The organism is Sphingobacterium spiritivorum (assembly GCF_016725325.1).
Taxonomy (GTDB): Bacteria; Bacteroidota; Bacteroidia; order Sphingobacteriales; family Sphingobacteriaceae; genus Sphingobacterium.
The window spans coordinates 3,201,825-3,218,562 of the sequence record NZ_CP068083.1 but is presented as its reverse complement, the minus strand read 5'-3'; the positions used below and the strand labels follow the sequence as shown (position 1 = coordinate 3,218,562).

Annotated in this window: 21 protein-coding genes and 1 riboswitch; of the genes, 11 read left to right on the top strand and 10 right to left on the bottom strand. The window is 38.0% G+C overall.

The window, feature by feature from the left end:
- The first annotated feature begins 51 nt into the window (after positions 1-51).
- Complete coding sequence (locus I6J02_RS13400; protein WP_201678387.1) at positions 52-348, top strand: hypothetical protein; 297 nt, start codon at positions 52-54, stop codon at positions 346-348.
- A 21-nt stretch (positions 349-369) separates the two neighbouring features.
- Here I6J02_RS13400 and I6J02_RS13395 read toward each other — a convergent pair whose 3' ends face one another.
- Entirely contained in the window at positions 370-765 is a 396-nt protein-coding gene (locus tag I6J02_RS13395; RefSeq protein ID WP_201678386.1) for a VOC family protein, read from the bottom strand.
- 238 nt (positions 766-1,003) lie between these two features.
- On the opposite strand from I6J02_RS13395, the gene I6J02_RS13390 reads away from it, so the two are divergent.
- The 3 genes from I6J02_RS13390 (at position 1,004) to I6J02_RS13380 (ending at position 5,473) form a co-directional block, all read left to right on the top strand.
- A complete protein-coding gene (locus tag I6J02_RS13390; protein WP_236581872.1) occupies positions 1,004-1,795 on the top strand; it encodes a GyrI-like domain-containing protein in 792 nt (263 codons plus the stop codon).
- Positions 1,796-1,886: 91 nt separating this feature from the next.
- A complete protein-coding gene (locus tag I6J02_RS13385) occupies positions 1,887-2,999 on the top strand; it encodes an agmatine/peptidylarginine deiminase (protein ID WP_236581871.1) in 1,113 nt (370 codons plus the stop codon).
- A 155-nt stretch (positions 3,000-3,154) separates the two neighbouring features.
- Positions 3,155-5,473: a TonB-dependent receptor gene (locus I6J02_RS13380; RefSeq protein WP_201678384.1), complete on the top strand. Its 2,319-nt coding sequence runs from the start codon at positions 3,155-3,157 to the stop codon at positions 5,471-5,473.
- Between the two features lie 101 nt (positions 5,474-5,574).
- Here I6J02_RS13380 and I6J02_RS13375 read toward each other — a convergent pair whose 3' ends face one another.
- Complete coding sequence (locus I6J02_RS13375) at positions 5,575-5,928, bottom strand: N-acetylmuramoyl-L-alanine amidase (protein ID WP_201678383.1); 354 nt, start codon at positions 5,926-5,928, stop codon at positions 5,575-5,577.
- 178 nt (positions 5,929-6,106) lie between these two features.
- Here I6J02_RS13375 and I6J02_RS13370 point away from each other — a divergent pair, with 178 nt between their 5' ends.
- Together I6J02_RS13370 and I6J02_RS13365 are read left to right on the top strand one after the other, a co-directional pair.
- A complete protein-coding gene (locus I6J02_RS13370; protein ID WP_236581870.1) occupies positions 6,107-6,442 on the top strand; it encodes a carboxypeptidase-like regulatory domain-containing protein in 336 nt (111 codons plus the stop codon).
- A gap of 160 nt (positions 6,443-6,602) precedes the next feature.
- Positions 6,603-6,962, top strand: coding sequence for a hypothetical protein (locus I6J02_RS13365; RefSeq protein ID WP_236581869.1), 360 nt, complete (start codon positions 6,603-6,605; stop codon positions 6,960-6,962).
- Between the two features lie 363 nt (positions 6,963-7,325).
- Here the strand turns inward: I6J02_RS13365 and I6J02_RS13360 are convergent, their stop codons facing one another.
- Together I6J02_RS13360 and I6J02_RS13355 are read right to left on the bottom strand one after the other, a co-directional pair.
- The gene (locus I6J02_RS13360) at positions 7,326-7,559 is read right to left on the bottom strand and encodes a hypothetical protein (protein WP_201678381.1); all 234 of its coding nucleotides are present in this window, start codon (positions 7,557-7,559) and stop codon (positions 7,326-7,328) included.
- A 47-nt stretch (positions 7,560-7,606) separates the two neighbouring features.
- Positions 7,607-7,933, bottom strand: coding sequence for a DUF4870 domain-containing protein (locus I6J02_RS13355; protein WP_201678380.1), 327 nt, complete (start codon positions 7,931-7,933; stop codon positions 7,607-7,609).
- Between the two features lie 270 nt (positions 7,934-8,203).
- Here I6J02_RS13355 and I6J02_RS13350 point away from each other — a divergent pair, with 270 nt between their 5' ends.
- A complete protein-coding gene (locus I6J02_RS13350) occupies positions 8,204-8,575 on the top strand; it encodes a VOC family protein (RefSeq protein WP_201678379.1) in 372 nt (123 codons plus the stop codon).
- 18 nt (positions 8,576-8,593) lie between these two features.
- On the opposite strand, the gene I6J02_RS13345 is transcribed toward I6J02_RS13350, so the two are convergent.
- The 4 genes from I6J02_RS13345 to I6J02_RS13330 form a co-directional block, all read right to left on the bottom strand.
- Positions 8,594-9,124 carry a hypothetical protein gene (locus tag I6J02_RS13345; protein WP_201678378.1) on the bottom strand — a complete coding sequence of 177 codons (531 nt, stop codon included), beginning with the start codon at positions 9,122-9,124 and terminating at the stop codon, positions 8,594-8,596.
- A 101-nt stretch (positions 9,125-9,225) separates the two neighbouring features.
- Entirely contained in the window at positions 9,226-9,981 is a 756-nt protein-coding gene (locus I6J02_RS13340; RefSeq protein ID WP_201678377.1) for a LuxR C-terminal-related transcriptional regulator, read from the bottom strand.
- 122 nt (positions 9,982-10,103) lie between these two features.
- Positions 10,104-10,580: a DUF6438 domain-containing protein gene (locus I6J02_RS13335; protein WP_201678376.1), complete on the bottom strand. Its 477-nt coding sequence runs from the start codon at positions 10,578-10,580 to the stop codon at positions 10,104-10,106.
- 85 nt (positions 10,581-10,665) lie between these two features.
- Positions 10,666-11,112, bottom strand: coding sequence for a GNAT family N-acetyltransferase (locus I6J02_RS13330; protein WP_201678375.1), 447 nt, complete (start codon positions 11,110-11,112; stop codon positions 10,666-10,668).
- Between the two features lie 90 nt (positions 11,113-11,202).
- Between I6J02_RS13330 and I6J02_RS13325 the strand changes: the two genes are divergently transcribed.
- Positions 11,203-12,666, top strand: a complete 1,464-nt coding sequence (locus I6J02_RS13325; RefSeq protein WP_201678374.1) for a PLP-dependent aminotransferase family protein — start codon at positions 11,203-11,205, stop codon at positions 12,664-12,666.
- A 44-nt stretch (positions 12,667-12,710) separates the two neighbouring features.
- Here I6J02_RS13325 and I6J02_RS13320 read toward each other — a convergent pair whose 3' ends face one another.
- Entirely contained in the window at positions 12,711-12,959 is a 249-nt protein-coding gene (locus tag I6J02_RS13320) for an Ada metal-binding domain-containing protein (protein WP_201678373.1), read from the bottom strand.
- The gene (locus I6J02_RS13315; protein ID WP_201678372.1) at positions 12,959-13,660 is read right to left on the bottom strand and encodes a 2OG-Fe(II) oxygenase; all 702 of its coding nucleotides are present in this window, start codon (positions 13,658-13,660) and stop codon (positions 12,959-12,961) included. The genes I6J02_RS13320 and I6J02_RS13315 overlap by 1 nt, the downstream gene beginning before the upstream one ends.
- A gap of 251 nt (positions 13,661-13,911) precedes the next feature.
- Positions 13,912-14,026, top strand: a riboswitch (SAM riboswitch).
- 8 nt (positions 14,027-14,034) lie between these two features.
- Here I6J02_RS13315 and I6J02_RS21880 point away from each other — a divergent pair.
- From I6J02_RS21880 to metX, 3 genes are all read left to right on the top strand, one after another.
- Positions 14,035-14,160, top strand: coding sequence for a hypothetical protein (locus I6J02_RS21880; RefSeq protein WP_262895879.1), 126 nt, complete (start codon positions 14,035-14,037; stop codon positions 14,158-14,160).
- Positions 14,161-14,273: 113 nt separating this feature from the next.
- Positions 14,274-15,581 (top strand): O-acetylhomoserine aminocarboxypropyltransferase/cysteine synthase family protein, encoded by a 1,308-nt coding sequence (locus tag I6J02_RS13310; protein ID WP_201678371.1) that lies wholly within the window; start codon positions 14,274-14,276, stop codon positions 15,579-15,581.
- A 93-nt stretch (positions 15,582-15,674) separates the two neighbouring features.
- Entirely contained in the window at positions 15,675-16,730 is a 1,056-nt protein-coding gene (gene metX / locus I6J02_RS13305; RefSeq protein ID WP_201678370.1) for a homoserine O-acetyltransferase family protein, read from the top strand.
- Positions 16,731-16,738 lie beyond the last annotated feature (8 nt).

Sequence of the window (16,738 nt, the reverse complement as noted above, 5' to 3'; positions counted from 1 at the left end):
CAGATCATAGTCCCTTTTGGTAATTTTAAAAGGTAGGGTTAATAATCACAGATGAGAAGACTAAACAACATCATAAAATATAGTATCAGCACATTACTGGTCTTTGTTGGTATATGCCTGCTTAGCTACCACGATGATACCCATAATGATGGCAGTCTGTCATTTGGATTTCCTTTAACGATCTATGAAAAATCGGTATATGTAATGTCCTTATCCACAGGAATGATTGGTGAGTCAACTCAATTTTCTGCCTATGCACTAATTGGGGATATTATATTTGGAGGTATTATTACCCTGATCATTTTTCTTTGCTACAGATATTTAAGACAAAGAAAAACTTCAACATAAACAGGAAGTCAGCTGTTTCCATCACATTCCCGGCTCCATTAAGAGTATATTAAACCTGTGACCATCAGGATCTGCAAAGGTGAATCCATAATAATTGGAATGATCTCTCGTCATTTCATTAAAAACAGTACCTCCGGCTTGTTTCACTTTATCCGACCACTCTTTCACTTCCGAAGCTGTTTCTGCCGAAAGTGTGAATATAATTTCACTGTTGTGTATTTCGGAAGATAAGTACGTATCTATTTGGGATCCCTGTTCAAAAAAATGGATAACGAAGTCCTTATCCCCGAAAAGAAAACTGACAAGTTGAGGATTATTGCTAATCTTATTTGGTGTAAATCCCAAATATGTATAGAATTCGCGGGTGCGGTTCACATCTTTAACGCTGAAGTTAGCCCATATTTTTTTCGCTTTCATATGTCTGGATTTTGGTCAGGTAATATTCTACAAAGACTGAATAGATTTTTAAATCTCAATAAAACTACAACAACAATCAAAGTATTTTGTTTAAATAAGGTGGGTCGAAAAGACAGAGATAATCAGGATACATAAGGGTAATTCAACACTCCACTTGATTCAGGTATATTTGACTATATAATGCAAAATCCGGATGAAACAGGCTATTTCTTCAAATCTAAATTGTGTATACAACACCTTGAACTTTATAGAAAAACACTATGATCAGCTTATTTCTATTCAACAACTGGAAGATATCTCCCATTATTCATACAGAAATATTCAACGGATATTCCGCTATACGTGTGGGGAAACTATTGGTGCTTATCAAAAGAGGTTGAGGGTAGAAAATGCATACAAAATGTTACTCTACAGCGATCATTCCATTTCTGTCATTGCATTAAAGGTAGGATTTTACAATGTAGCCTCATTTTCAAAAGCTTTTAAACAACATTTTTTAATATCTCCGACCGAAGCCCGAACCGGAAAGACGCCCCTATTTACAAAAGCAGACATTTTACCCGTCGAAGCGAAACAGATTCTCAAACCGGAGATTATCTATGTTCGTCCCACACTAGTTTACTACAAAAGTTCCTTTATTAATTATATCGATACAGAGATCGAATCTCAGTGGGATACATTCTTACAATACGAATTTCCGCAGCAGGGTAATGAATTTTATGGTGTTGTTGCTGACGAACCGCTTATCAGGGAAAATCTAAACTGCAGGTACGACACCTGTTCATCACTGCAATCCCTGACAAGCAGACTGCCATCCAAGACCATTGGCGGAGGAAAATATGCGCAATTTACACATCACGGCAGATATGACACCATCGAAGATACATACAGCCAGATATATTCCGGCTGGATACTGACTGCAGGGCTACAGTTTGCTCCTACGCCAGTTATCGAAAAATATGTGAAACACCCGGACAACACGGATTCAGAAGAAGACCAGATGACTTACATATGGTTACCCTTAGATTAAAAAAATAAGTTTGTCAATTTTGGACAACAATCTGTTTTTTCAGGCTCGTAGTTTTGCCTTAACAAAATTTATAACATTAATGATGTGCAAAATGACAATCACACTTATGATCTTATCCACCCTCTTTTTATCCTGCTCAAAAGAAAGCAGCATAAAAAACCCGGTCTCTCCTATTGATTCTACAGCCCTGTACAGGATGCCGGAAGAATCAGCATTACATGAAGGTACCTGGCTGCAATGGCCACATGAACACCAATATGGCAAGACATTTCGTGAAAGGTTGGATGCCACCTGGATAGCGATGACCAAAGCTCTTGTAAAAAGTGAAAAAGTACATATAATCGTGTATGACCATACCGAACTGAAAAGAGTTACAGCATTACTACAGAAAGCTGAAGTCACGCTTACTCATGTGGATTTTACAATTGCTCCTACAGACGATGTATGGATCCGTGACAATGGACCGATCTATGTAAAAGATAAAAATGGGAAACTCTTTGTCCAGGACTGGGGATTCAATGGCTGGGGAGAAAAAGCTGACTATGAAAATTGCAACCGAATCCCGTCGCAACTGGCTGCTAATAAAAATATGCAATCCATAAACCTCAATGATATAATGATTAATGAAGGCGGAAGTGTAGAGATTGATGGAAATGGTACTTTAATGGCCTGTAAAAGCTCAGTACTTAACGAAAACCGCAATCCGGGTATGACACAGCAACAGGCAGAAACTATCTTTACCAAATATCTGGGTGCTACCCATTTTATCTGGCTGGAAGGACAAGCGGGGCTCGATATTACCGACATGCATATTGACGGATTTGCCAGATTTGCTAACAAATCTACTATTATCACAATGGCAGATGAGGATCTTTTATACTGGCAGGTACCTGAGCATGACATCACTACATTATATGACGCTGTTAGTAAGGATGGGCAGCCTTACCATTTTGTAAATGTACCTCTTACTAAACATGATGTAACAACAACATATGGAAAAAATGTCGGAAAGGCTTCCTACATCAATTATTATATTGGCAATAATGTGGTACTGGTACCCAATTATAACGATCCTAATGACGTGGTTGCCAATGCTACTATTCAAAAGCTGTATCCGGAAAGAAAAGTAATCGGCATAGATTGCCGTAATTTATTTGCCAACGGTGGTATGGTACATTGTGTCACACAACAACAACCAAAGTAGATCTGGCTGAACGGAAGGTAAATCATCATACTGAAATATCAGGTAAGTACTGTGTATTAAAATCTTAGCATCTTATTTTTATTATTATTATTTGGATTAATTAAAAATAAGGTGTTCTTTTACACAATTTTTATCAACACAACTTAATATTCATTATGAAATTATTTACTTTCCTGACCTTTTGGATAGTCAGCCTCAGTGCACTTGCCCAAACAGGTGATTTGTCCATAAGAGGTACAGTCAACACATCAGACGGACGTCCGGCACACTATGTTTCCATAACTTTGAAAGGGATCAATAAGGGTACAATTGTCGATTCCAAAGGACATTTTCAATTAAAAAACCTTCCTGCCGGAGAATACACTATCGTCGCTTCGTATATAGGTCTCCTCACACAGGAAAAGACAATCACTCTTCAATCAACTGAAGAAGAGGTGAATTTTACTCTTTTTGAAGACAGCAAAAAACTCCAGGAAATTATCATAGACGGTAGAAACCGTGTAGGAAATAAAAGCTCAGACTACGTTTCGAGAATGCCGTTAAAGGATATTGAAAATCCTCAGGTATTGAATACCGTAAGCAAAGAGATCATGGAGCAGCAGATCATCACAGATTATAAACAATCCTTACGCAATATTGCAGGTGGAGGTATTGCATATGGTTTTGTAAACAATGGCTTTGCTTATACGGTATTGAGAGGTTTCTGGACAGGTGTACGTATGCGTAATGGCGTTGCGTCCAGCAGCTGGTCCGGAATAGATCCGGCAGTAGTGGAGCGTACAGAAGCTATAAAAGGTCCTTCAGGAACCCTCTACGGCAATGCAACGACTTCATTCGGAGGACTTATTAATCTGATTACAAAACAACCTTTTGAAGGGCGTAAAACTTCAGTAGATTACACCATTGGCAGCTTTGCCTTACATCGCATTGCAACAGATATTAATACCCCATTAAATGAGGACAATTCTGTCTTATTCCGATTGAATGCAGCTTATCACAGCGAAGGAAGTTTTATGGATTGGGGATTCAATAAGCGTTATGTAGTCGCTCCCTCATTACTATACAAAGTAAATGACAAGCTGAAACTTAGTCTTGATGCAGAAATGAGCAATGCAACTATGAGCATGCTTCCCTATGTTGATTACAGCGCTTTAGGATTGAAAAATATAAAAGAGATTCCTCTCAAACATAATCAGTCTCTGGGCAGTAATGACCCTATATTCAATGGAGGTGGCGTAAACATTCTGGCAAGAGCAGAATATCAGATTTCTGAAAACTGGAAATCAACAACAGTAGCATCATTTACAGGTAATGACCTGAAAGAAGCAGTCTATACAAGAGCCAGATTCCTCTCTCCTACTGAAGTAGAACGGACCGCCAGCAGCTCCTCTACGAATGAAAACACCTACCAGTTTCAACAGTTTTTTAATGGTGATTTTAATATAGCGGGATTAAAAAATAAATTCGTACTGGGTCTCGATGTTTTTCACTATAAAAATGTAGATAAAGGATATCTGGGTGAAGAATATAAAGATGTCATCAAAATCAATGAACTCTACTCACCTCTCTCGCTGGAAAAGATAAAAGCTAAGAGACAAACATTGATAAATGGGTATCAAACCAGCCAGAATACTGTATATGCGGCATATGCATCGAGTGTAACCAATCTTACGGACAGACTTTCAGTTTTACTTGGATTGCGTGTAGACAGATTAGATAACAAAGGGACAGCAGTAATGCGGGGAGAATTTACTGGCGGTTATAAACAAACAGCTTTATCTCCAAAATTCGGTACAGTGTACCAGATTATGAAAGATAAACTAAGCGCCTTTGCCAGCTACACCAACTCTTTCCAGAATAATGCTCCTGTAAGACAACCTGACGCCTCACTGTTCAATGCCAAGCCGACAAGCGGAAATCAATATGAACTTGGGTTCAAGACAGATCTGTTCAATAACAGACTGAGTTCTACAGTAAGTTTCTTCAATATTGATATTAAAGATGCTATCCGTACAACTCAGCAGGGAGTTACCTTTCAGGACTCCAAACAGAAAAGCAAAGGATTTGAAATTGATGTGAACGCAGCTCCGGTTGACGGATTACACATTACTGCAGGATACGGTTATAACAAAAATACATTTACCGTTGTCGGTGAAGACGGAGTAGCCGTTACAAGCCGCAACTATCTGCCTGCTGACTATGCCAATCTTTGGGTGACGTATAAAATCACAAACGGTGCATTACGCAATATAGGAATCGGTGGCGGAACGAATTACGTAGGAGAAATCAACAAATACACAACAGATCCCAAAACAGATGCCTATTTTCTTACAGACGGAACGTTGTTTTACGAAGGGAGCAAAATCAGATTAGCGCTAAAAGTAAATAATATAACAAACGTCAAAATATGGGGAATCAATGATAATCCGCTACCTCCAACGAACGTAGCTGCATCTATCAAATATCAGTTCTAAGATAAATGGAATAATAAAGTGTGCATAAAATTTTATGCACACTTTAAACGATTACAAGTTTAATCAGCTTAAAAGATAACCTCCAAATCTACTTTTTTCAATCAGATCCATAACGCTATTGCTTTCGTTTTGACAAGATCTCTCAATGCTTGCATTGGCATACTTAAACTTCCACCAGGATCTTGTTTATCTCCGGTTTTTCCGGCTTCCTTTCTTAATTCATCATGCCCAGTAATATAATCCAAATCAAAGGTTCTGTTTTTTGATTTTGCCCACAATATAAAATTGATCAACGACTTCTCCTGTGCTTCTGTATATTGCTGGTATTTACCTTTTTTGTTCATCGCTTCCTGTTGTTTACAATTGATTCGATTTTCATAATTTGTCCTTTCTTTAGTTATTGGCTTTATAAGATATTGACGGAGTAAAACCCGCTTTTTCTTATTTTTTGCCATAGTTAGTGATTACATCAAGTCGGATTAGCATCCTTTGATAACCAAAAATAATGATTATCTAAAAGCAAAAAAAAACCAATTAGTAATTTCAACTTTATAAAAACCAAAAATATCCCGAAAAACAGGGATGTACAATTACAAGGAGATGTGTATTTTTGAGTATTCAAAACACTACGTTATGATAAGATATTTTATAATCCTTTTTCTGACATTATTTCTGTCATCTTGTGACATGATGGTAAGAGTAAACGGATACGTAGTCGATGCGCAGACGGGACAACCCCTTTCTGAGGTTGAATATATCGCTGAGAATACACAAAAAAGCAATATACCCTATCTTACGGATTCCACCGGACAATTTGAGTTTTATGAAATAAGAAGCGGATTTATCGGCACCAGCAAAAAAGTAAAACTAAATTTTCAAAAAGATCATTTTCAGAAACAGGCTGTCACATTGAAAGCCGGTGATAATAATGTAGTTATTAAATTAAAAAGGGAAGACGCTCCGCATTAAATCTCATAATAAAACGATCAATTGACTAATAAAATTTATTACTTTTAGGTAAGCATTAATCTCAAAAGTTGTAGATAGTATGACCGTTCATATCCGATATATAATATTATTATTTGTCTGCATTTCGCAGACTGCATATGCCCAGCATAAAGCGGAGATAATGAATTCGAAAAAAATATATGAGGGTATATGGAGAGACAACGCAAATAATAGAAATATCAGCATTTCCTACGATTCGGCTTTAACCTATGTATTGATTAATGACTGGACAGGAGGTATAGAGACCGTTAAAGACAAATCAAGGGCTGAAAATATAGATGCGTATAAAGCCTATATCAAAGGAGATAAACTTATTATGCCCGCAGAAAATGATGATCATCACGCACCGTATTGTGAAATATCTGTTTCCAAAAAAAATCTTCTTCTCTATGAATGTAACAGTATGCTCAACTTTACAGACAACTTCTTAAAAAAATCAGAAAGCATTAACACCTATACATTTGAACGAATCAAAAAGTAAAACAGATGAAGAATATAGAGTTGAAAAATTCTCCTGAATTTTTGATTTCGCAATACGAAGCCGAAAAGAAAAAACAGGCAGAAAATCAGGTTTTGAATTAGACAATAACCCTACTAAACTCACGCTAATGCTGAAAGAAAAAACAGGAAATTCTATTGCGATTACAATTTATCTTAGGAAAAATCGTTTTTGAAGGCTTTAATTTCCGGGATTTTGCAAATGAGAGTTATCTCCAATTTGAAGAAGTACAAGATCACACAGCATAACAAAAAAATACGCCCGAAGACGTATTTTTCATTTCGGTATTGCACTATAAAGCCATGCTTTATATTTACAAAACCTTAAAAACAACAATCAAACCAATCAGTTTTGTCCGGTATCATTCTGCTGCGTAGCAGAACTTTCTACTTGTTCAGGACTTTTTGTTGCTAAAAGATACAAAAGCCCACCTAAAACAATAAGACCGATTTTAATACCCCAGGCCATTCCTTCTCCCCACTGGTAGATCCACATCAATATTTTGGGTACATAATTGAAGAAACCAAGTATTACCGCCAGTATGCCGATAACAACCATAAATGAACCAATTCTTTGCATAATTATTATTTTTAAGTCAATAGTATTTTAAAATCCAAGGTGAGATATTAATCAAGAAAGGAAAATTTCTGTTCGAATATACTTCCTACTACAGGTACCGGCTTCATCTCTTCTTTTGACGCATTCACAATTCCTAAAATCCATAAAATCAATATAAAAATATTGGCGTAGGTAAGTACGGCTAATGCTGGCACAGCTATAACGACAATATTCAATACCAATCCAAGAAGGATACTTATAATGGAAATACCCAGCGATTGCTTCAGATGATAATTTACAAAGGCGTCTTTCGTTTTATCCTTGTATTGGAAATAAGCTATCAACCAACCTATAATAGTGATGTAAGAGATAATTGCAGTCGTTTTTCTGTCCATGATATTTTTTTTGATGATTAAACTTCAACAAAAGTATCGCTTCAGGCTGCTATTTAAAATCCCCGAAAACAGCTAATTTAAACAGTTTGGATTGAAAATACCGTAAAACACATTGTGTACAAGGAATAATCACACTGTCGTAACAACCTAAAAATTAAAACATTGACCAACGGAAGCAAATAAAAGTTGTACGGGTAAGACGATCTTGTTAACTTGTAGATATAAAACCAGAGTTATAAACGATCCCGATAATTTTAAAAATAAAGTATTATGAAATTAGGTGCATTTTCTGTTAGTCTCAATGTAAAAGACATTAACGTGTCAAAAGAATTCTATGAAAAATTAGGCTTTTCCGTTTTTGCAGGAAGTCTGGAAAGCAACTATCTGATTATGAAAAATGAAGGAACCCTAATCGGATTGTTTCAGGGAATGTTTGACAAAAATCTGTTGACTTTTAATCCGGGCTGGGATTCGAATGCCAAATTACTCACAAACTTTGATGATGTACGCGTCATACAGATGGCACTCAAAGAAGCCGGCATCCAGCCACTTGAAGAGGTTGATGTAAAAAGTTCAGGTCCGGCAGGATTTTTTATTGTAGATCCGGATGGCAACCCCATACTTATTGATCAGCATATCTGATGGACAGGAGAAATATGACTATTCCTTATTCTCAGGCTTATCCGCAACCAGAGATAACCAGGTAAAATTTGTCCCTTCCACTTTCTGATGGGTAAAACTATGAGGATAATCAAATCGATCAAACAGTGTATATTGTTCACTGGTATCTATACTATCAACCTTTTTTGTAAATCCAAGTTCCAGTAACTCGGTTTCCAGCAAAGTCCCACCAGGTTTTATAACACTGCTTAAGATAGTTGTTACTTTTTTAGGCTCATCGTAGTATACCAATACATACTGCAGGCTGTCATCTTTAAATGCCTGACAATAACCGGACGTATTACGGTCCTTCATATCTTGCTCCACGCTGTTTTTAAGATTGTCATCCACCAGGTAGCCTTTCTTCAGCATAAAATCAGGAAGTGTATTATAATCTGTAGTCAAAATAATCTCATGCTGAAGTTTCAGGTATTTATTTTTAAAATGGAGCTGACCATATACAAGGGAAACGGGAAAAAACAACATTATAAATAATACTGCTTTGATTCGGGAAGATATAGGTTTATTCATATAGCAGACGTAGGTATTACTGAATTGATACAACAAATTTACTTCAGACCAGATCATTAAAAAAATACTTCTTTAGAAGTATTTTTTTAATGATCATAAGATCAGATCAGCCCCTGAAGAATACTGTTTTTGATGAGTTGTGCCGTATTCTTGCAGCCTGCCTTAAACAATATATTCTGTCTGTGTTTTTTCACAGTAACCGATGCAATAAACAATTTATCGGCTATCTGATTATTACTAAGGCCCTCTGCTATCAACCTGATAATATCAATTTCACGCTTCGAGAATTTAGTATCTTTCTTCTCCTGCATATCCACATTCAAATGAATAAAAGAAGGTTCTCCATAAAGTCCGATCAGTGAAATTTTATTTGTATTCTCTTTAGCGAGATGATCAATACGTGTATGAATATTTAAAGATTTGCCAAACTTTCCGTTATCATCCAGCGTCAAAATCAGTGCCTGATGGTTGAATAACACATATCCGCTATCCTTCGTAAATGCCCTGAAACAATAACTTATTTTATAATGGAGCAACTTATCTGAACCGATATTATTATTAAAGAAATCTGCTATTTTAGACTCTGCCCTGGATACAAAATCCAGATCATCCGGGTGGACAAGCTGAAGGATATCATCGAAAGTTACAGTATCCGGATCCGATCCGTGCAGATCGTATATAGCAGGACTGATATGAGATAGGGACATATCATAGAAGTCCACGATATAATAATAAAAAGGCCCCGAACTGGTGATTGTATTGGCAAGTTCCTGAAACCCGTTTTTAGAAAAAGAAGTCGTTTTGACAGCACGGGAACTCTGCCAGATATGATGCAATTTTTGTATTTCAGTATTCATACAGCAGAGTGGTTAATAAAAATTGGATACACTAAAGTATTAATTATTTATCACTTACATCTTTCTTTTAACCGGTAATCAGAAAGAAAGTAAAATATGCTGTATGAACATCCTTATAAAACCTATTGTGCAGGCACCCATTTTTGGGCGTACAGAATTTCGTCTATCGTCTTATACAATTTTTCCAGTTCAACCGTACCGCGGTTTCCATAGTCACGGATTTTCTTTACTTTATCATTCTGATAGCGGATTTCTAAATGTACAGCAGGCAGATCCGAAACACCTCTGTTACCATAATCATCCTTCAATTCCGGAAATTGTAACTCATTAAGCTGTTTAATTATTTTGTTCAGATCACCTGTACTGATCTGCGTAGCATACTGCCCTTTAAGTCCGTTTTTCAAAAAATTATCAGCATCCAGTTGCGCAGCACCATTCTTACTGATCTTCAGTACAAAGACCGGACAGGTTCCGAAACAAGGTTTTCTGCTAAAACTGATTTCCTCAATTTCGTATTTCTTATTTGCTGAACTATCGGTTTTGTAACTTTTGCAAGAGATAAAAAGTAAAATTGTGAAAGAAAATAACAGATATTTCATATAATGTAGATATAGTAAACTATCCAAAAATAGACATAAATCCCCGGATTTACCGGGGTTTTATATACTATACTATTCGGAAACCTTATTTCCACCAATGGTAGTAATTGTGCAATCCGTCATATTCAAATCCACAACGCGGATACAACGTGTTGCCAATGGCATTAGTTTTTTCTGTTTCCAGCATCAGTCCACAGGCATCTGTCTGTTCACACCACTGCTTACATCTGTCAATCAAGGCTACTGAAAAACCTTTCCCCCGGTGCTCCGGATGAACATACAGATCACTCAAAAGCCATTGCTTTTGAAGTTTGGTATAGTGAAACAATTTATATAACTGCACAAACCCTACAGCCATCTTTCCCTCAAAAAGCAAAAATATGTGCGATTCATCATTCAGTATTCTTTCTCTCAAAAATTTCTTACCTTTTTCTACATCCGATTCCTGACGGTAAAAAACACGGTAAAGATCAAATAGTTCTGCTGCCTGATCCAGATCTTCAAGGACCACTTTTTTAATGTTGTAATTCATATTCCTATTATTTGTTATTAATTTTCAACAAACATATGCGTTATTTGGACTACCTTTGTAGTCCACAATAAAACCAATAAGTAGTCCAGTATGTTTCCGTTTGAGTCAGTCATAACAATAGAAAGAGCACACAAAAATCCGGTTTACCTGCAGATAGCAATCGCAATCAGTAAGGCTATACGAAATGGTATCCTGAAGCCGGGAGCTGCATTACCTGGTAGTAGGGAGATGGCTCAAAAACTAGGTTTGCACCGCAAAACCGTACTCGCTGCTTATGACGAACTTATTGCTCAGGATTATATAAAAGCAATTCCCCGGAAAGGAATTTATGTATCGGAACAACTTCCCCTGTTAAAACCAAAAAAATGGAACAGCGAACGCATGCATAATGCTTATGGATACCGTTTGGAAATTCCCGGCGAACATCGTGTACAACCTACTGTACAGGAAGATCACACAGCGATTCTTAAATTAATCATTGATGACGGATATCCGGATGTACGTCTCTCTCCTATTGATACGCTACTAAAATCATATCGGTTTATTCTGACTAAAAAAAATAACATCGAACAGAGTAAAGAAGACAATGCACGAGGCTCTATCCGGTTACGGGAGCAACTGAAATTATTACTTTCAGAAACGAGAGGAATAAACATTGGTAAAGAAAATATACTCATCACCCACGGTGCACAGATGAGCATCTATATTGCTGCCCACCTCCTGACCTTTAAGAATACACAGGTGATAGCAGGTGATCCCGGATATGCCACAGCAAATAAGGTTTTTACAGATATGGGAGCAACTGTGATCAGCGTACCAGTAGATAAGTATGGGCTGGATATCGATGCGATAGCACATATTTGTACACAGCAAACTATTCATTTCGTATATGTTATTCCTCACCACCATTATCCGACAACAGTCACTTTAAGTACTGAACGAAGAATGCGCTTACTGGAGCTGTCTAAATACTATAATTTTGTAATTATCGAAGATGACTACGACTACGATTATCATTATGATTCCGCACCCTATCTTCCACTTGCAAGTGCCAATCATGAAGGAAGAGTGATCTATATCGGATCATTTTCTAAGATACTCGCACCCTCCATACGCATAGGTTTTATGATTGCTCCGGGCAATTTTATCAATCAGGCCGCAAATTTCCGAAAATCCATAGATGTTGGAGGCGATATGTTTATGCAGGATGCGCTGGCTTCCCTTATTCAGGAAGGAGAACTCAAGCGTTATATTACAAAAGCAAAGAAAGCATATCACCTGAGAAGAGACCATCTGTATGATCTTATTACAAAAAAAACAAGTCCCTATGTCTCACTTAGTTTGCCCGGTGGTGGAATGGCCATGTGGGTTCAACTGGATAAAAAGATTCCTGTCCGCCAACTTCATGAAATGTTACTCCGAAACGGTATAAAAATAAAAGTCATAAACGAAGAATGGAATGCATTCCGTTTCGGTTTTGCCTCCTTAAATCAAACTGAAATAGAAGAAGTCATAGATACAATCGAAATGGCCATCCCCAAAATTATAAGCTGACAGTTGAATACTTACACATTTGCAGTCAAACTATCTTAAAATTATCAGGTTTCTCTATTTTTCCATTTGACAAACTCGTTTCTCATACAATGACCACAGGGTCGGTATCCGGATAACAGTGCCTCTTTCTCAGAAGCAAAGAAAACCCGGTTCTTACGAAGCATCCTTTTCCCGGATCCGCAAGATAGTTTACCGTATATTTTTAATTTAACATGCCCCGCAAAGCATATTTCAGCCGTCCGGATTTTACTTCTTACTTCTCCATCTTCATATATACTGTGGCGGATTGGCATCAGCTAAGTGCATCATGAAAAATAATTCCCAATGTATAGCGTTCACCACTATGCACCTCACTTACACCATGTTTCATATTAGCACGGTAATACCCCCTTGTTCCTTTCACAGGTCTGAAATTGGTCGTAAAAATCAGAATATCTCCCTTTTTTGGTTTCAATACAATAGCCTGTGACTGAGCTCTGGGTATCTGCTGCAGCAATACAAATTCTCCTCCCGTAAAATCCACCTCCGGTTCACTCAGAAAAAGAAGAATCTGCATAGGGAAATAAACTTCGCCGTACAGATCCTGATGCAGCGTATTGAATCCGCCAGGTCCGTATTTTAAAATCAGAACAGTAGCTTTAGTTTGCTGCAGATCATGGCATTGCTTCATCAGCACTTCATGTTCAGCCGGAAATTCGACCTCAATATGTAATGCACGATTCCAGGCATTAGCTACTGTTGCAAGATACGGATAAACCGTTTTTCGGATTTTTGCAATAAGGTCCGGAAGCGGATAATCAAAATACTTATACTCTCCTTTTCCAAATCGATAACGCTCCATCACTACTGTTTTCCGGTAAGCATCCGGATGGTAATAATTTGCTTTCAGCTCCTCACATTCCTGATCCGTAAGAACATCCGAAAGGACAGCATAGCCTTTATCGTGAAGCTCTGATGTAATGTGATTCCAGTTTAATTCTCCTGTTTCTTTCATCTATTATTGTTTTGATTTTATAGCACAAACATATAGAGCATCCTGTAGTAAAAAAATCCGTTTTCTGCTCTTTTAACGGCTGTTTTTTGCTGTTTTAAAATTTCCCTCCAACTGCGGATTCCGTATATTTATTCCCTTTGTTTTTAAAAGTTTTTGAGCAATTATTTGCAAGATTAAAAATCAAAAGATATATTTGCAGAGTCTTCAGCGGAAGACAACCTAATCATTATCTCTCTATATCGTAGGGTTTTGATTTATAAAGAAGTGGCGAGAGACTGGCTCAATGACCCACTGGCAACCTTCAAAAAACGTTTGAAAAGGTGCCAATTCCTGTCCGAAGCAATGTTGCTTTGGAGCATATAAATGAAAAGGCTATGAACATTACATTTTACAATTTCACATCATTCGGAACATCCTCAAAGCAGGATACCAATCCTTTGTCATACCATTCTGTGTTGTTTTCCAACCGAATGCGAATGTACAATGCGATGTGTTGCTAAGATTTTCTCTTATCCCTCAGCACGGCTATCTCACGCCTAAGACACAGGAGTGAGCAGCAACAAGTGTATTCTTTTAATCAATAATTTCATTACAATTTTAAACTCCCAAAGAAATGTCAGAAAATACAAACTTAAAATTTGAAACACTACAAGTACATGCAGGTCAGGTAGCAGATCCGACCACAGGATCCAGAGCAGTACCTATTTACCAGACAACATCTTATGTATTTGAAAATGCGGAACATGGTGCTAACTTATTTGCCCTGAAACAATTTGGCAATATCTACACCCGTATCATGAATCCGACAACAGATGTATTTGAAAAACGTATTGCTGCATTAGAAGGTGGAGTAGCAGCTGTGGCAGTCGCATCAGGACAGGCAGCCCAGTTTATTGCACTAAACAATATCCTCGAAAGCGGCGAAAATTTTGTAGCCGGATCCAACCTTTACGGCGGGACTTACAACCAGTTTAAAGTTGCTTTTAAAAGATTAGGTATAGAAGTTCGTTTTGCACAAGACAGTGAAGCTGAACAAATAGAATCACTTATCGATGACAAAACCAAAGCTATCTATATCGAGACCATCGGTAATCCGAGTTTCAACATTCCTGATTTCGAAAAAATCGCAGCTGTAGCTAAAAAATATGATATTCCTTTGATTGTAGACAATACATTTGGTGCAGGAGGTTACTTATTCAAACCATTGGAACACGGAGCACATGTAGTCGTTGAATCAGCTACTAAATGGATCGGCGGACACGGTACCAGTATTGGTGGCGTTATCGTTGACGGAGGAAATTACAATTGGGGTAATGGTAAATTCAAACAGTTTTCAGAACCTTCTGAAGGATATCACGGATTAGTTTTCGCAGATGTATTCGGTCCTGATGGTCCTTTTGGAAATATACAGTTTGCGATCAGAGCACGTGTTGAAGGTCTTCGTGACTTTGGCCCTGCCCTGTCTCCATTCAATTCGTTCTTATTGTTGCAAGGTCTCGAAACATTATCACTGCGTGTACAACGCCATGTAGATAATGCACTCGAAGTAGCACAATGGCTGGAAGCACATCCACAGGTGGAAAAAGTAAGCTACCCGGGATTAAAAAGCTCTCCATATCACAACAATGCACAGAAATACCTCAGAAACGGATTCGGAAGCGTTCTTTCTTTTGCTATTAAAGGAGACCCTCAAAAAGCAAACGAATTTATTGACAGTCTGCAACTGATCAGCCACCTGGCCAATGTCGGAGATACCAAATCTCTTATTATCCATCCTGCAGCTACTACACACCAGCAACTGAGCGAAGAAGCACAGATTGGTGCAGGAGTATATCCGGGCCTGTTGAGAATATCCGTTGGTATCGAACATATTGATGATATCAAAGCTGATCTTCAGCAAGCATTTGAAAAGATTAAATAATAAGGCTTTAAAGACTGTTCTACAGCCTGCAAAGCATATATTTTTCAAAGAATATGTAATCCCCTTCATCGGGGAAAATACAATAAAGCATAAATGAGTAGCAAAACTTTTAAATATACTGAACCATTTGTATTTGAGAACGGCAAGCAGATCGATGATCTGCAGATTGCCTACCATACCTATGGAAAGTTAAATGCGGATAGAGATAATGTCGTCTGGGTATGCCATGCCCTGACGGCAAATTCCGATGTGTTTGACTGGTGGAAAGGACTATTTGGAGAAAACGATCTCTTCAATCCCCGGGATTATTTTATTGTTTGTGCCAATGCACTGGGTTCGCACTATGGATCTTCAGGCCCTTTATCTGTCAATCCACAGACAGATCAGCCTTATTACTTGTCCTTTCCACAGTTTACAGTACGTGATATGGTACAGGCAAACCAGTTGCTGGCCGATCATCTGGAGATACAAAATATCAACATCCTGATTGGCGGTTCATTGGGAGGACAACAGGCGCTGGAATGGGCAGCTTCCGCACAGATCGACATTTCCCATCTTATAGTTGTGGCGACCAACGCCGTACACTCCCCATGGGGAATAGCCTACAATGAAAGTCAGCGGTTAGCCATCACTGCCGACCGTACCTTTTATGCCAACAAACCTGATGGCGGAGCCAAAGGACTGAAAGCAGCCAGAAGTCTGGCCCTGCTATCCTATCGTTCATATGATACCTATGCAGCTTCGCAGGAGGAATCTGACAATGAAAAAACTGATCAGTATAAGGCCTCATCTTATCAAAGCTATCAGGGTGAAAAACTGGTAAACCGCTTCAATGCGTACAGCTACTGGTTCTTATCCAAAGCTATGGACAGTCACCATCTGGGGCGTGGCCGTATTTCTGCAGCGCAGACATTACAGGAACTGAAGCAAAAAACACTGGTCATCGGTATCACGACAGATGTATTATTTCCACCGGTAGAGCAGCAATTCATTGCACAGCATATTTCAGGAGCAGAATATTATCAGCTGGATTCCCTGTATGGACATGATGGATTTTTGATCGAGACTAAAATACTGTCTTCAATCATCTCCGGGTTCCTGACAGCGGAATTTGCAGAAGATAAATCAATAGAATTAACAACAGTATAAGAATAAAG

Coding starts and splice junctions, on each gene's coding strand:
- I6J02_RS13400 (WP_201678387.1), top strand. CDS start 52: ATGAGAAGACTAAACAACATCATAAAATATAGTATCAGCACATTACTG.
- I6J02_RS13395 (WP_201678386.1), bottom strand. CDS start 765: ATGAAAGCGAAAAAAATATGGGCTAACTTCAGCGTTAAAGATGTGAAC.
- I6J02_RS13385 (WP_236581871.1), top strand. CDS start 1,887: ATGACAATCACACTTATGATCTTATCCACCCTCTTTTTATCCTGCTCA.
- I6J02_RS13380 (WP_201678384.1), top strand. CDS start 3,155: ATGAAATTATTTACTTTCCTGACCTTTTGGATAGTCAGCCTCAGTGCA.
- I6J02_RS13375 (WP_201678383.1), bottom strand. CDS start 5,928: ATGGCAAAAAATAAGAAAAAGCGGGTTTTACTCCGTCAATATCTTATA.
- I6J02_RS13370 (WP_236581870.1), top strand. CDS start 6,107: ATGATAAGATATTTTATAATCCTTTTTCTGACATTATTTCTGTCATCT.
- I6J02_RS13365 (WP_236581869.1), top strand. CDS start 6,603: ATGAATTCGAAAAAAATATATGAGGGTATATGGAGAGACAACGCAAAT.
- I6J02_RS13360 (WP_201678381.1), bottom strand. CDS start 7,559: ATGCAAAGAATTGGTTCATTTATGGTTGTTATCGGCATACTGGCGGTA.
- I6J02_RS13355 (WP_201678380.1), bottom strand. CDS start 7,933: ATGGACAGAAAAACGACTGCAATTATCTCTTACATCACTATTATAGGT.
- I6J02_RS13350 (WP_201678379.1), top strand. CDS start 8,204: ATGAAATTAGGTGCATTTTCTGTTAGTCTCAATGTAAAAGACATTAAC.
- I6J02_RS13345 (WP_201678378.1), bottom strand. CDS start 9,124: ATGAATAAACCTATATCTTCCCGAATCAAAGCAGTATTATTTATAATG.
- I6J02_RS13340 (WP_201678377.1), bottom strand. CDS start 9,981: ATGAATACTGAAATACAAAAATTGCATCATATCTGGCAGAGTTCCCGT.
- I6J02_RS13335 (WP_201678376.1), bottom strand. CDS start 10,580: ATGAAATATCTGTTATTTTCTTTCACAATTTTACTTTTTATCTCTTGC.
- I6J02_RS13330 (WP_201678375.1), bottom strand. CDS start 11,112: ATGAATTACAACATTAAAAAAGTGGTCCTTGAAGATCTGGATCAGGCA.
- I6J02_RS13325 (WP_201678374.1), top strand. CDS start 11,203: ATGTTTCCGTTTGAGTCAGTCATAACAATAGAAAGAGCACACAAAAAT.
- I6J02_RS13320 (WP_201678373.1), bottom strand. CDS start 12,959: ATGCCAATCCGCCACAGTATATATGAAGATGGAGAAGTAAGAAGTAAA.
- I6J02_RS13315 (WP_201678372.1), bottom strand. CDS start 13,660: ATGAAAGAAACAGGAGAATTAAACTGGAATCACATTACATCAGAGCTT.
- I6J02_RS21880 (WP_262895879.1), top strand. CDS start 14,035: ATGAACATTACATTTTACAATTTCACATCATTCGGAACATCCTCAAAG.
- I6J02_RS13310 (WP_201678371.1), top strand. CDS start 14,274: ATGTCAGAAAATACAAACTTAAAATTTGAAACACTACAAGTACATGCA.
- metX (WP_201678370.1), top strand. CDS start 15,675: ATGAGTAGCAAAACTTTTAAATATACTGAACCATTTGTATTTGAGAAC.